Consider the following 13,277-nt stretch of genomic DNA (forward strand, 5'->3'; position numbering starts at 1 on the left):
CGTAAATGCGCTGATTCTGTCTATTAAACTGCTCTCATTATTTCACTTCAGTATGTCTTGTTAACTTTGAGGGCATTATGAGTTCAGTAAATGTTTGGCAGGAAACGGTACATATTCCAACCTATGAAACGGGGACGCAGGATATTCACCCCATGTTCCTGGAAAATCGGGTTTATCAGGGGTCTTCCGGGGCGGTGTATCCCTATGGTGTGACGGATACGCTGAGTGAGGAAAAAACGCTAAAGGCCTGGCAGGCGGTGTGGCTGGAAAATGATTACATCAAAATTATGATTCTGCCCGAGCTGGGAGGCCGGGTGCATCGCGCGTGGGATAAGGTCCGGCAGCGCGATTTTGTGTATCACAACGAGGTTATCAAGCCTGCGCTGGTTGGCCTGCTTGGCCCGTGGATTTCCGGAGGAATTGAGTTTAACTGGCCGCAGCACCACCGTCCCACCACCTATATGCCGGTTGATTTTACGATTAGCGAAAATGACGACGGCTCAAAAACCGTTTGGGTTGGCGAGACGGAGCCGATGCATGGGCTGCAGGTGATGACCGGGTTTACTCTGCGTCCGCAGCGCGCGGCGCTGGAGATTGGTAGCCGGGTTTACAACGGTAACGCCACCCCGCGCCATTTCTTGTGGTGGGCGAACCCTGCGGTTAAGGGGGGCGATGGACATCAAAGCGTATTCCCGCCGGATGTGACGGCGGTATTTGATCACGGCAAGCGCGCGGTTTCCGCGTTTCCGATTGCTACCGGCACCTATTACAAGGTGGACTATTCGGCCGGCGTCGACATCTCGCGCTATAAAAATGTCCCGGTACCGACCTCCTATATGGCGGAAAAGTCCGAGTACGATTTCGTCGGCGCCTGGTGCCACGATGAAGATGGTGGGCTGCTGCACGTCGCGGATCATCACATTGCGCCAGGGAAAAAACAGTGGAGCTGGGGTTACAGCGAGTTTGGTCAGGCGTGGGACAAAAATCTGACGGATGGGAATGGGCCTTACATCGAGCTAATGACCGGCATTTTTGCCGATAACCAACCGGATTTTACCTGGCTCGATCCGTTTGAAGAAAAGCGCTTTGAACAATACTTCCTGCCTTACCATTCACTGGGCATGGTACAGAACGCTTCGCGCGATGCGGTGATCAAACTGCAACGCGAAGAGGGCAACATTATATGGGGCGTATATGCTATTTCGCCTCTGGTCGCCCACCGGCTTACGGTTCGCGAAGAGGGCAACCCGCAGCCGCTGCTTGATGAAATGATTGAGCTGACGCCATGCGCTGCCGTTCAGGGAACGTTAGCCGGTATTGACCCATCTCGTCTGACGATGGAGCTGCTGGACAGTCACGGCAGGTGCGTTTTGCGTTATCAGGAGCATCAGACGCAGGAGTTGCCGCTGCCGGAAGTGGCGGTTACGCCCTTACACGCCGGAGCCATAAGCAGCGTGGATGAGGCGTGGTTTATCGGCCAGCATCTGGAGCAGTATCACCACGCCAGTCGCTCACCGTTTGATTATTACCTGCGGGGAATTGAGCTGGACCCGCAGGACTACCGCTGCAATCTGGCGCTGGCGATGCTGGAATACAACCGCGCGGATTACTCGCAAACCATCGAGTATGCGAGCCGGGCATTGTCGCGCGCGCATCGGTTAAACAAAAATCCGCAGTGTGGGCAGGCAAGTTTGATTCGTGCCAGTGCGAGAGAGCGTCTACAGCAGTGGCATGATGCGCAGGAGGATTTTTGGCGCGCGGTGTGGAGCGGCAATAGCAAGGCCGGGGGATATTACGGACTTGCCCGACTGGCGACGCGCAGCGAGCGCTACGATGATGCGCTGGCATTTTGCCGGCAGAGCCTGCTGGCGTGTCCCACCAACCAGGATGTCCTGTCGCTGGAAACCCTGTTGCTGCATCTCACCGGCCGTCGCAGTCAGGCCTTACAGCAGATTGAAAAGCTGCTGGGCGACTATCCGCTGAATCCCACCCTGTGGTGGCTCAACGCAACAATATCAGAGGCTGAAGCGGATACGGCGCGCTGGTTCGCCGTATGCCAGTCGCGGGATATTAACGCACTGCTGACGGCCGGGCTGTTGTTGAGCTGGGGAATGGCGGCGCGGGCGAAAGCCGTACTGACGGCGCTGAACTGTCAAAAAACGCTGCCGCTCTATTTACAGGCCAGTCTGGCTGAAGGTAACGAGCGTATCGCGCTGATCAACCGCGCTCGCGAGGCGTTTCCTGACTTCGTGCGTTTCCCCAATCTGCTGGTGGAAGTGGCTGCGCTGGAGAAGATACCCGAGTGCTATTTTGCTCAGCATCTGCTCGCCTGTTTCCACTATAGCCGGCGTCATTATGAGAAAGCGACGCAGCTATGGCATCGCTGCGTTGAAATGGCTCCTGATTTTGCCGATGCCTGGCGAGGGCTGGCGATTCATGCATGGAATAAACAGAGTGATGCCCACCTGGCGGCAGCGTATCTGGAGAAAGCCTGCGCCCGGCAGCCGCAGGATGCGCGTCTGCTTTTTGAACGCGACCTGCTGGATAAGCTGACCGCCGTTGAGCCGGAAAAACGCCTTGCCCGCCTGGAGGCCAATCTCGCAACCGCCTTGAAACGCGATGATTTAACGGCGGAGCTGCTCCATCTGTGGCATCTGGCGGGCAACGTTGAGCAGGCGGCAAATGTGCTTGCTTCGCGTAAATTCCACCCCTGGGAAGGCGGCGAAGGCAAGGTGACCAGCCAGTTTGTTATCAACCAGTTATTACGTGCCTGGCCGTATCTCCAGCCGCAGCCGCAGCAGGCGGAAACGCTGCTGCTATCGGCGCTGCGCTATCCGGAAAACCTCAGCGAAGGGCGTCTCCCGGGACAGACGGATAACGATATCTGGTTCTGGCTGGGGATTTGCGCCAGGCAGCAGGGCATGGAGGAACGCGCGCTTGAGTGTTTCCGCAAGGCGGCGTCAGGCGATCGGACGATCAATATTCATAGCTACTACAACGATCAGCCGGTGGACTATCTCTTCTGGCAAGGCGTGGCTTTGCGGATGCTCGGCGATCGTCTGAGCAGCGAGCGTCTTTTCACTGAAATGTTGCAGTGGGCTGAGCATATGGAAACGGCACAGATAGAGGCCGACTTCTTCGCGGTGTCGCAGCCTGACCTGCTGGCGCTATATGCCGATATCCAAAAACAGCATCAGGAGAAGTGTTTGCTGGTGCGAGTTCTGGCGAGCGCGGGATTAGGCGGCGGTTCGAGGCATGAACAGGCGCTGTCGGCGCTGGAAGCGCTAAACCCGGCCTGGGCGAAGGCGGCATTATTCCGTAAAACGCTGCCGTTTGTACTGCACCTCATTAACTAAAGAGCGTTTACTGTAATTTTTGAGCGGTCTGACCCGCCGCGCCTCTCGAGATGTTTAGAATATGTGAAATCGTTCTGCGGCAGGCCCAAATGCCGCAGAATCCAAACAACAATAAATGCCTGACCCTACAGGAGGCACGTATGTCTAAAAGTAAGGCAGTCTCATGTTTTTTATGTTTACTGTTAACGTCGTTGAGTATTTCACTCCCCGTCTATAGCGCGACAAAGGATATCACCGTTGGTGCTATCTACCTTGATACCCAGGGCTATTACGCCGGGGTACGGCAAGGGGTTCAGGATGCAGCCAAAAGCACCGATGCGAAAATTCAGCTGATTGAAACCAACGCGCAAGGCGATATTTCTAAAGAGAGTTCATTTATCGATACGCTGGTCGCGCGTAACGTGGATGCCATCATTCTTTCCGCCGTTTCAGAAAATGGCAGTAGCCGCGCGGTGCGTCGGGCTAATGAAGCCGGTATTCCGGTGATTTGCTACAACACCTGTATTAATGAGAAAGGTGTCGACAAATATGTCTCTGCCTACCTGGTTGGCGACCCACTTGAGTTCGGTAAAAAGCTTGGCGAGGCGGCGGCAGATTATTTTATTGCCAACAATATTAGCGCACCGAAAATTGCGGTCATCAACTGTGAAGCATTTGAAGTATGCGTACAGCGGCGCAAAGGTTTTGAAGCCGCGCTGAAGGCGCGAGTTCCGGATATGCAGATTGTTGCGAATCAGGAGGGAACCGTTCTGGATAAGGCTATTTCAGCTGGTGAGAAACTGATTATCTCCTCGCCTGATCTGGACGCCATTATGGGAGAGTCTGGAGGGGCAACGCTGGGGGCGGTAAAAGCGGTCCGCAACCAAAATAAGGTCGGGAAAATCGCCGTATTTGGCTCCGATATGACCACGGAAATAGCCCAGGAGTTAAACAGCTATCAGGTACTAAAAGCGGTGGTGGATATTTCCGGCAAGAAAATGGGTAACGCCGTTTTCGCGCAAACCCTGAATGTGATTAATAAAACTCCGCCAGCCAATAAAATTATCCCTGTTGCTATCGATACCTATACCAAATCTGAAGACGGTAAGCAGTGGCTGGCTACGCATGTCGATGGCTTGCCTTAATTCCCCTGTCGAATAACTGAGGTAAAGACTCGATGACGGCAACAGAAAAAACGGCGGTGCCGGTGGCGCAGATCCTGAGGGGAAATAAGCGCTATCCCGGCGTCGTCGCCCTGGATAACGTTGATTTTACCCTGTCAAAAGGCGAAGTTCGGGCGCTACTGGGGAAAAATGGCGCGGGTAAGTCCACCTTAATTCGCATGCTGACCGGAAGCGAAAGTCCCGATAGCGGCGAGGTTTGGCTGGCCGGGACCCGTCTTGAAGGGAACGATGCAACGCTAACCCGCCGGGCTGCGGAGCTGGGCGTCAGAGCCGTATACCAGGAGTTAAGCCTGGTCGAGGGGCTAACGGTGGCGGAGAACCTCTGTCTTGGTCAGTGGCCGCGTCGCAATGGCACGATCGACAAAAACGCCATGGCCCGCCAGGCCACAGAGGCTCTTGCCTCTCTTGGGGTTGATGTCCCGCCAGATGCGCTGGTCGACACGCTTAGTCCGGCACAAAAGCAGCTGGTAGAAATCGCCCGTGTGATGAAAGGTCAACCTCAGGTGGTGATTCTTGATGAGCCGACCAGTTCACTGGCGAATGCGGAGGTCGAACTGGTGATTAACGCGGTAAAGAAAATGTCAGCTCTGGGCGTTGCCGTGATTTATGTCAGTCATCGAATGGAGGAGATACGCCGTATCGCCTCTTGCGCCACCATTATGCGCGATGGCCAGGTGGCAGGTGATGTCACTCTGGAGAGGACGACAACCCAGGAAATCGTGTCGCTGATGTTAGGAAGGGAGCACATCGATCTACCGCGGGTGAAATCTGAAATCGCCCTGACAACCCCGGTACTCCAGGTGGCCCGGCTACGCCATCCCCCTAAGCTTCAGCAGATTAATTTTACCCTGCACCGTGGCGAAGTGCTGGGTATTGCCGGGCTGCTGGGATCGGGTCGTAGTGAACTACTTAAGGCCATCATCGGCTTAGAAACGTTTGCTGAGGGGGAGATCACGCTCAATGGTGTGCGCATTTCGCGTCCACGGTATACCTCGATGCTCAAGAGTGGCGTGGGCTATACCCCGGAAAACCGTAAGGAAGCGGGCATCATTCCGCTGCTGGGCGTGGATGAAAATACGGTGATGACCAACCGGCACAAAGTTAGCCGCCGTGGCGTCCTGAACTGGCAGCGGATTCAGCAGTTAACTGCCGCGGTCATGAACCGAATGACGGTCAAGGCGGCAAATACAGAGACTGCTATCGGGACGCTATCGGGGGGGAACCAGCAAAAAGTGGTGATTGGCCGCTGGGTTTATGCCGAAAGTGACATTTTACTTCTTGATGAGCCTACGCGCGGGGTTGATATCGAAGCCAAGCAGCAGATTTATCGAATTGTGAGGGAACTCGCCGCTGAAGGAAAAAGCGTTGTATTCATTTCCAGTGAAATAGAGGAACTGCCCTTGGTCTGCGATCGTATTTTGCTGCTGCAAAACGGTGAATTTACCCGTGAGCTTTTAGCCCCCGTAAATGTCGATGAATTAATGTCGGCAATTTTATCCATGCATTAGCCATTACGTTTATTGAGGAATTAACAGATGTCTGCCTCATCATTAACGCTGCCGCAAGGCAAAAGTGCCACACCCAAGCAGTTTATCAGCCGTCATATTAATGAAATTGGCCTGCTGGTGGTGATCGCTATTTTATATCTGGTATTTTCATTTAACGCGCCGGGATTTATTTCTTTAAACAATCAAATGAACGTGCTGCGCGATGCGGCAACGATTGGTATTGCCGCATGGGCGATGACGCTGATTATTATCTCCGGCGAGATTGATGTCAGCGTCGGTCCGATGGTGGCGTTTATCTCCGTCTGCCTCGCCTTTCTGCTGCAGTTTCAGGTTCCGCTTAGTCTTGCCTGCCTGCTGGTGTTAATCCTCGGTGCTGCGTTGGGGACTCTCGCTGGCGTGTTGCGAGGCGTATTCAACGTGCCGAGCTTTGTCGCAACCTTAGGTTTATGGAGTGCATTGCGTGGCATGGGGCTCTTCATGACCAACGCCCTACCGGTTCCCATCGATGAAAATGAGGTGCTGGACTGGCTCGGCGGGCAGCTCTTTGGCATACCCGTTTCGGCATTAATTATGCTGATTCTGTTCGTCATCTTTGTGTTTATCAGCCGTAAAACCGCCTTTGGCCGTTCCGTGTTTGCCACCGGGGGCAACGCAACGGCGGCGCAGCTCTGCGGGATTAACGTTAAGCGGGTGCGTATTTTGATTTTTACGCTTTCAGGATTGCTGGCGGCGATTACCGGTATTCTGCTGGCGGCGCGTCTTGGTTCGGGCAATGCGGGGGCTGCCAACGGCCTCGAGTTTGATGTTATCGCCGCGGTGGTGGTCGGTGGTACCGCACTGTCCGGCGGCCGCGGTTCGCTATTTGGCACCTTATTAGGCGTGCTGGTGATTACCCTTATTGGCAATGGACTGGTGCTTCTGGGTATTAACTCATTCTTCCAGCAGGTCGTTCGCGGATTAATTATCGTGGTTGCTGTTCTGGCAAATATATTACTGACCCAGCGCAACAGTAAACATAAACATTAATATTCATCAATTTGTTAGAGGGAATTATGAAAACAATGTTGGCTGCTTTTTTACCGGGCAACTCAAGCGTAGAGCTACGCGAAGTTCCCGTACCAACGCCGTGGATTAACCAGGTGTTGATTAAAATGAAGTCCTCAGGAATATGCGGCAGCGATGTCCATTATATTTATCATCAGCATCGTGGTACCGCCGCCGCGCCGGATAAGCCGTTGTATCAAGGCTTTATTAATGGCCATGAACCTTGTGGGCAAATTATAGAGACCGGGGCCGGATGCCGACACTTTAAAGCAGGGGACCGAGTGCTGGTTTACCATATTTCCGGCTGTGGTTTTTGCTCCAACTGCCGCCGTGGTTTTCCTATCTCCTGCACCGGAGAGGGCAAAGCGGCCTATGGCTGGCAGCGCGATGGCGGCCATGCAGAATATTTACTGGCGGAGGAAAAAGACCTTATTCATCTGCCGGACGCACTGAGCTATGAAGATGGCGCGTTTATTAGCTGCGGGGTAGGAACCGCCTATGAAGGCATTTTGCGCGGCGAGGTTTCCGGCAGTGACAACGTTCTGGTTGTCGGGTTAGGGCCCGTTGGCATGATGGCGATGATGCTGGCGAAAGGACGCGGTGCAAAACGCGTGATTGGCGTCGATATGTTGCCGGAGCGTCTGGCGACGGCGAAACAGCTGGGGGTGATGGATAACGGCTTCCTGGCGACAACGGAGAACCTCCCGGCGCGGATTGCCGAATTGACGCACGGCGGCGCGGATGTGGCGCTGGATTGTTCTGGTAATGCCGCAGGGCGTTTGCTGGCATTGCAGTCTACGGCGGATTGGGGAAGAGTGGTGTACATCGGTGAAACCGGGAAGGTTGAGTTCGAGGTGAGCGCCGATCTGATGCACCACCAGCGGCGTATTATTGGCTCCTGGGTGACCAGTTTGTTCCATATGGAGAAGTGCGCCCGCGATCTGACCGACTGGAAACTGTGGCCGCATAGCGCGATTACCCATCGTTTTTCGCTTGCCCAGGCGGGGGAAGCCTACGCGCTGATGGCCAGCGGTAAATGCGGCAAAGTGGTGATTAATTTCCCCGATTAAGGAGCCATGATGACGCTTTTTACACTGGATAACGATCGGGTAAGGCTGCAGGTTGCGGAGCGCGGCGGCGCGATCGAGGGGTTATGGTGGCAGCATCAGGGGAAAACACTCCCGCTGCTGCGCCCTGGGCTGAATAGCGGGGTGGCGGTGGAGTCCTCTTGCTTTCCACTGGTGCCGTTTGGCAACCGGGTGAGTGGCAATCAGTTTTCTTCGCCGGTTGGGGAGCATCGGCTGGCGCCAAACGTCGAGTGGGATAGCCACTATCTTCACGGCGATGGCTGGTTGAATAACTGGCGCTGTATGGATCAATCTCCCACGCACCTCACGCTAGAGTATGTTCATCGCCAGGGGCTCTATCATTACACCGCGCAGCAGCGCTTTACCCTAAGCGAAAGCGGCGTGGAGATGGAACTGCGTGTGACGAATGATGGCGACGCGCTGCCGTTTGGCCTGGGCTGGCATCCCTATCTACCGCTGTCACAGGAAACGCGGGTGCAGGCGCGGGCCACGGGCTACTGGCTGGAGAAAGAACAGTGGCTTACCGGGGAGTATCAGGAGAGTTTGCCGCAGGAACTGGATTTCAATCAGTCTGCGCCACTCCCCGGGCACTGGGTGAATAATGGGTTCTCCGGCTGGGATGGCATCGCGACGATCCGGCAACCGGAACTGGGGTACCAGCTCTCTATGACCACCGAACCGCCAGCGCCATGCTATTTTGTTTTTGTGTCCGATCCGGCGTTTGATCAAGGCTATAAATTTGATTTCTTCTGTTTTGAGCCGATGAGCCACGCGCCTGACGATCATCATCGTCCGGGATTTGGCCAGCTAACCGTGCTGGCACGCGGTGAAAGCCTGCGGCAAAAAATGGTGCTGAATGTTCGTCCGCTTTAAGCCTGACCTGCCCGGAAGCGGGCAGGTCAACTTCACCTTGCGGCATTCATGCTTTATCGCCAGACTATCGACTCCATTCGGGAGGGAATCATGGTCTTGCACTCCACGCGCTGGTTGGCGCTTAGTTACTTCACCTATTTTTTCAGCTACGGCATTTTTCTGCCATTCTGGAGCGTCTGGCTGGCGGGAACCGGTTTAACGCCGGAAACCATCGGTATGCTGTTGGGCGCGGGGCTGGTGGCTCGTTTCCTGGGGAGCCTGCTCATCGCGCCGCGGGTCAGCGATCCCGCGCGGCTGATTTCCGCTCTGCGTATCCTCGCGCTACTGGTGCTGTTGTTTGCCCTGGCCTTTTGGGCCGGAAACCACGTTGCCTGGCTGGCGGTGGTGATCGTGGGGTTCAACCTCTTTTTCTCTCCGCTGGTGCCGTTGACCGATGCGCTGGCCAACACCTGGCAAAAACAGATAACCATGGACTACGGGCGCGTGCGTCTGTGGGGGTCAGTGGCGTTTGTTATCGGCTCGGCGCTTACCGGTAAACTGGTCAGCCTGTTTGACTATCGGGCGATTCTGCTGCTGCTCAGCCTCGGCGTTGCCTCTATGCTGCTGGGGATGCTGCTGAAACCCTCGGTGATGCCGCAAGGGGAGTCTCGTCATCAGGAAGGGGCGGGAGTGGCGGCCTGGCTGTCGCTGATACGGCAAAGCTGGCGCTTTCTCGCCTGCGTCTGTCTGCTCCAGGGCGCGCACGCCGCCTACTACGGCTTCAGCGCGATTTACTGGCAGGAAGCCGGTTACTCTGCCTCTGCCGTGGGCTATTTATGGTCATTGGGCGTGGTGGCGGAAGTGGTTATCTTTGCACTGAGTAAAAAAGTATTTAGTCGCTTCAGCGCCCGGGAGCTGCTGTTGCTTTCGGCCGTGTGCGGTCTGATTCGCTGGACGCTGATGGGCGCAACCACGGCTCTTCCGTGGCTTATCGTCACCCAGATTTTGCACTGCGGCACCTTTACGGTGTGCCACCTGGCGGCGATGCGCTATATCTCCGCGCGCCAGGGCAGCGAAGTGATACGCTTGCAGGCGGTCTATTCTGCCGTGGCGATGGGCGGCAGTATTGCGGTGATGACGGTTTTCGCCGGCTTCCTCTATCAGCACCTGCATCAGGGCGTATTCTGGGTGATGGCGCTGGTGGCCCTCCCGGCGCTGGTGCTGCGGCCGAAGGCGGTTGCCTAATCCTCCAGCATTTTGCAAATATGCTGCCGCTGGTGATCGCTGAACATCTCTTCAGTGTGAAACAGCGGCGGTGAGAACAGCGGTAATGCGGTGGCGTACGGTGTGACGACCAGCGCTACGCCTTTGGGGGCGCCTTCCTTCTCAAAAGCCTGCACGCTTTGATATTTGATATTCAGCGGCAGCAGCGTCAGTTCGCGCAGCTGGAGTTCCAGCGCCTGTTCAAGAACGGGATTATCGTGGGTAAGCAGCACGACCTGCTTTTCATGCAGGTCGCTTTTTTGCATCAGCCATGCGCCGAAAATCACCGCAATCAGCCCCACCTCTTCCTGATTAAACGTAATCTCGTAGGTCGCTTCAAACTCGCGTAGCGCGGCCTGGGTCGTGCGCATCAGCCGCGGGTAGAGACGACTAATCTCTTCCGGCAGGGCGTTATCAATACCGATGGCGAACACGCTGCGATTGAGCGCCTGCGACAGATGAATATAAAGCTGATCGCTCAGTCCCTGGTCATCGCTGAACGGCCGACCCGCCAGATCCTGGAAGCGATGAATTAAGCGATCGATTGCCAGGTGTAACCGCCGGTCCTGGTGATGGCCGTCGCGGATGGGATCGGGCGTTTTCAACAACATAAAGAGCAGCGTCAGGAACAGCTGTTCGCCCGCGTGCGGCGTGCTGGCGACCCGGCGTTGCCAGTGGCGAACGATCTCCTGGGCGAGAGCGAACTCCGCCGCTTGTTGCGTCCAGCGCTGCTGCTCATGGGTAAAATCCGGGGTCAGTCCAAGATGATGCTGCAGCAGGCAATATTGCAGATACAGACGCAGGAAATGAACATCGCGACAGTCAAACTGCCGGTTGAGCATCCGCGAGCAGCGGTTGACCAGCGCCTGCAGGTTGGTGTCGTCATACAGCGTCCGCGCAATGCCCTGTAGTTTAAGCTGCGTTTTTAATGCCGGCGTAAAATGGTGGGCAATAAAATGCGGACATAAACGTAATGCCCGCCGCAGGCCGTGCAGCAGACACAGTCGTTGATCGATGACAGCACCTTCAATCCGGTAGCTGCCGTCCACCTGTGACGAAAGTGTCAGTCGGTGGTAACGCTGAATTTCGCGTGCGGTCTCTGCGATATCCTGCCGGGCCGTTGACTCATCAACCTGGTTGATGTGGCTAAGCTGTTCTGGCGTCACTGGCTGCCCGGGCAGATAAAACATCAGCAGTACCTGACTACGGCGCTGTGGACTGGAAAGCGCAGATGGTGGTTCAATGACAGTCATCATCTGGTGAGTTCCAGTTAGGGTTTTTGCTAAGAATAGCTAATGATGAATGGAGATCAGGGCAGTTCGGCGCCTTTACGTCAGGATTGCTGGCTAAGTTCACAGAATTTTTCACGTGAGGATCGGATGAAGAGAGTGAAACAATGCACCAGTGCGGCATTTTTCATGGTTTTATCATTTAGTGTGCTAGCGCACCCGCATAGCTTCATTAGCCTGAAAACGGAAGTCGTGGCGGACAACGGGCTGCTCACCGGTTTTAACATGCGCTGGACGATGGATGAAATCACTTCGGCAGACTTGCTCTACGATGCGGGGAACGCAAAGCCAGGGGATGAGGTGTGGAAAAAACTGGCGGCAGAGGTGATGGCCAATGTGCTCGGCCAGCATTACTTCAGCGAGCTATGGCACAACGGCCAGCGGGTGAAGTTTGATAATCGACCTGATGGCTATGGCCTCGAACGCGATGGTCACCAGGCGGTGCTGACGTTTACGCTGCCGCTGGCAAAACCTCAGCCGCTGGCCGGACAGACGCTAACATTGTCGACATTCGATCCGACCTATTATGTTGATATGCACTATGACAAAGCGAGCGATGTCACCTTGCCCGCCGCGTTACGCACGACATGTAAGGTCAAGGTGGTCACGCCGGAACCGAATGAAAAAATGGCGGCTTTTGCCCAGTCTCTCGATAAAGCCGACGCGCCGCCGGAAGATATGGCGCTGGGAACCTACTTTGCCCAGAAGGTGACGCTGACATGTCCGTAATTTTCTCTCACACCGCACGCACTTCGCGTCTGCGCCAGATGTGGCCGCTGGCGCTTTTTTTGCTGCTGGCGACAGCGGCGGGGATCTGGCTGTGGCAGGCCTGGCCGCAGGTCTTGCTGCAAAGCGCCGTCTGGCAGCGGGCGTTGAATCTTGAGCTCAGCCGTCTGCTGAAAGCGGTTGCGGACAATCCCTCAGCGGCGGGATTATCGCTGCTGGCGTTCAGTTTTATCTACGGTGTGCTGCACGCCCTGGGGCCTGGTCATGGCAAGATCGTGATTACCACCTGGCTGGCCACGCATCCGGCAAAACTTAAATCCAGTATTATGCTGACCCTGGCGGCCTCGCTCCTGCAGGGCGTTGTGGCGATTGCGCTGGTCGTGGTGGTATTAACTCTCCTGCAACTGCCGGCCAGACAGCTGCATCTCAGCAGCTTCTGGCTGGAGAAAGGCAGCTATCTGCTGGTGGGGGCGCTGGGCCTGCTGTTGTGCTGGCGGGCGGTGAAAAAGCTGCGCGCGGTATTGCGACGACCGACGTTTATCGCCTTTACGCCGCACCACGTTCATCATGCTCAGTGCGGATGCGGACATCAGCATATGCCCGCGCCGGAACAGCTCCAAAGCGGCGATGACTGGCGCGCGCGGCTGGTCATTATCCTTTCGATGGGGATGCGGCCCTGTTCCGGGGCGATTATGGTCCTGCTGTTTAGTAAAGTGATTGGCGTGTTTAACTGGGGAATGGCGGCGGCGCTGGCGATGGCGGCAGGCACTTCGTTGACCATCAGCGGGCTGGCGCTGCTGGTTCATGGTTTCCGCCAGCTGGCCGTTAAGCTCAGCGGCAATAAGACGCCACCGCTGTGGCAACACGTTGGTTGGGCGACGCTGGCATTGGCGGGCGGGGTGATTTTACTGGTTGCGGCGCTGGTGATGTGGAGCAGTGCGGCGCCTGTTGGCGGGGGGTTACGACCGTTTTGAAGAATCCCCTCACC

10 protein-coding genes are annotated in these 13,277 nt (G+C 55.8%); 9 read left to right on the plus strand and 1 reads right to left on the minus strand.

From position 1 onward, the window contains the following. Positions 1 to 77 precede the first annotated feature (77 nt). The 7 genes from DSD31_RS06490 (at position 78) to DSD31_RS06520 (ending at position 10,256) form a co-directional block, all read left to right on the plus strand. Entirely contained in the window at positions 78 to 3,356 is a 3,279-nt protein-coding gene (locus DSD31_RS06490; protein ID WP_113990909.1) for a DUF5107 domain-containing protein, read from the plus strand. Between the two features lie 140 nt (positions 3,357 to 3,496). Next, the gene (locus DSD31_RS06495) at positions 3,497 to 4,480 is read left to right on the plus strand and encodes a substrate-binding domain-containing protein (protein ID WP_113990910.1); all 984 of its coding nucleotides are present in this window, start codon (positions 3,497 to 3,499) and stop codon (positions 4,478 to 4,480) included. A 32-nt stretch (positions 4,481 to 4,512) separates the two neighbouring features. Then, positions 4,513 to 6,027 carry a sugar ABC transporter ATP-binding protein gene (locus DSD31_RS06500; protein WP_015583701.1) on the plus strand — a complete coding sequence of 505 codons (1,515 nt, stop codon included), beginning with the start codon at positions 4,513 to 4,515 and terminating at the stop codon, positions 6,025 to 6,027. A gap of 27 nt (positions 6,028 to 6,054) precedes the next feature. Beyond that, positions 6,055 to 7,053, plus strand: a complete 999-nt coding sequence (locus tag DSD31_RS06505) for an ABC transporter permease (protein ID WP_004866408.1) — start codon at positions 6,055 to 6,057, stop codon at positions 7,051 to 7,053. Between the two features lie 26 nt (positions 7,054 to 7,079). After that, positions 7,080 to 8,141, plus strand: coding sequence for a zinc-dependent alcohol dehydrogenase family protein (locus DSD31_RS06510; protein ID WP_113990911.1), 1,062 nt, complete (start codon positions 7,080 to 7,082; stop codon positions 8,139 to 8,141). Between the two features lie 9 nt (positions 8,142 to 8,150). Beyond that, entirely contained in the window at positions 8,151 to 9,032 is an 882-nt protein-coding gene (locus DSD31_RS06515; protein ID WP_104897144.1) for an aldose 1-epimerase, read from the plus strand. Between the two features lie 90 nt (positions 9,033 to 9,122). Then, positions 9,123 to 10,256: a 3-phenylpropionate MFS transporter gene (locus tag DSD31_RS06520; RefSeq protein WP_004866402.1), complete on the plus strand. Its 1,134-nt coding sequence runs from the start codon at positions 9,123 to 9,125 to the stop codon at positions 10,254 to 10,256. On the opposite strand, the gene csiE is transcribed toward DSD31_RS06520, so the two are convergent. Continuing rightward, positions 10,253 to 11,530 carry a stationary phase inducible protein CsiE gene (gene csiE, locus DSD31_RS06525; protein WP_004866400.1) on the minus strand — a complete coding sequence of 426 codons (1,278 nt, stop codon included), beginning with the start codon at positions 11,528 to 11,530 and terminating at the stop codon, positions 10,253 to 10,255. The two genes, DSD31_RS06520 and csiE, sit on opposite strands and share 4 nt — an antisense overlap. Before the next feature lie 123 nt (positions 11,531 to 11,653). Here csiE and DSD31_RS06530 point away from each other — a divergent pair, with 123 nt between their 5' ends. Together DSD31_RS06530 and DSD31_RS06535 are read left to right on the plus strand one after the other, a co-directional pair. Next, positions 11,654 to 12,292: a DUF1007 family protein gene (locus DSD31_RS06530; RefSeq protein ID WP_015583704.1), complete on the plus strand. Its 639-nt coding sequence runs from the start codon at positions 11,654 to 11,656 to the stop codon at positions 12,290 to 12,292. After that, on the plus strand, positions 12,283 to 13,263 hold the full coding sequence (locus DSD31_RS06535) for a nickel/cobalt transporter (protein WP_004866396.1): 981 nt from the start codon (positions 12,283 to 12,285) through the stop codon (positions 13,261 to 13,263). The genes DSD31_RS06530 and DSD31_RS06535 overlap by 10 nt, the downstream gene beginning before the upstream one ends. The last annotated feature ends 14 nt before the right edge of the window (positions 13,264 to 13,277 follow it).

It is taken from the genome of Klebsiella sp. X13, from assembly GCF_003323835.1.
Classification (GTDB): domain Bacteria; phylum Pseudomonadota; class Gammaproteobacteria; order Enterobacterales; family Enterobacteriaceae; genus Klebsiella; species Klebsiella ornithinolytica.

What these genes read in the sequence shown, in the direction of transcription:
- DSD31_RS06530 (WP_015583704.1), top strand. Translation starts at nt 11,654, where the DNA reads ATGAAGAGAGTGAAACAATGCACCAGTGCGGCATTTTTCATGGTTTTA.
- csiE (WP_004866400.1), bottom strand. Translation starts at nt 11,530, where the DNA reads ATGATGACTGTCATTGAACCACCATCTGCGCTTTCCAGTCCACAGCGC.
- DSD31_RS06495 (WP_113990910.1), top strand. Translation starts at nt 3,497, where the DNA reads ATGTCTAAAAGTAAGGCAGTCTCATGTTTTTTATGTTTACTGTTAACG.
- DSD31_RS06515 (WP_104897144.1), top strand. Translation starts at nt 8,151, where the DNA reads ATGACGCTTTTTACACTGGATAACGATCGGGTAAGGCTGCAGGTTGCG.
- DSD31_RS06505 (WP_004866408.1), top strand. Translation starts at nt 6,055, where the DNA reads ATGTCTGCCTCATCATTAACGCTGCCGCAAGGCAAAAGTGCCACACCC.
- DSD31_RS06510 (WP_113990911.1), top strand. Translation starts at nt 7,080, where the DNA reads ATGAAAACAATGTTGGCTGCTTTTTTACCGGGCAACTCAAGCGTAGAG.
- DSD31_RS06500 (WP_015583701.1), top strand. Translation starts at nt 4,513, where the DNA reads ATGACGGCAACAGAAAAAACGGCGGTGCCGGTGGCGCAGATCCTGAGG.
- DSD31_RS06520 (WP_004866402.1), top strand. Translation starts at nt 9,123, where the DNA reads ATGGTCTTGCACTCCACGCGCTGGTTGGCGCTTAGTTACTTCACCTAT.
- DSD31_RS06535 (WP_004866396.1), top strand. Translation starts at nt 12,283, where the DNA reads ATGTCCGTAATTTTCTCTCACACCGCACGCACTTCGCGTCTGCGCCAG.
- DSD31_RS06490 (WP_113990909.1), top strand. Translation starts at nt 78, where the DNA reads ATGAGTTCAGTAAATGTTTGGCAGGAAACGGTACATATTCCAACCTAT.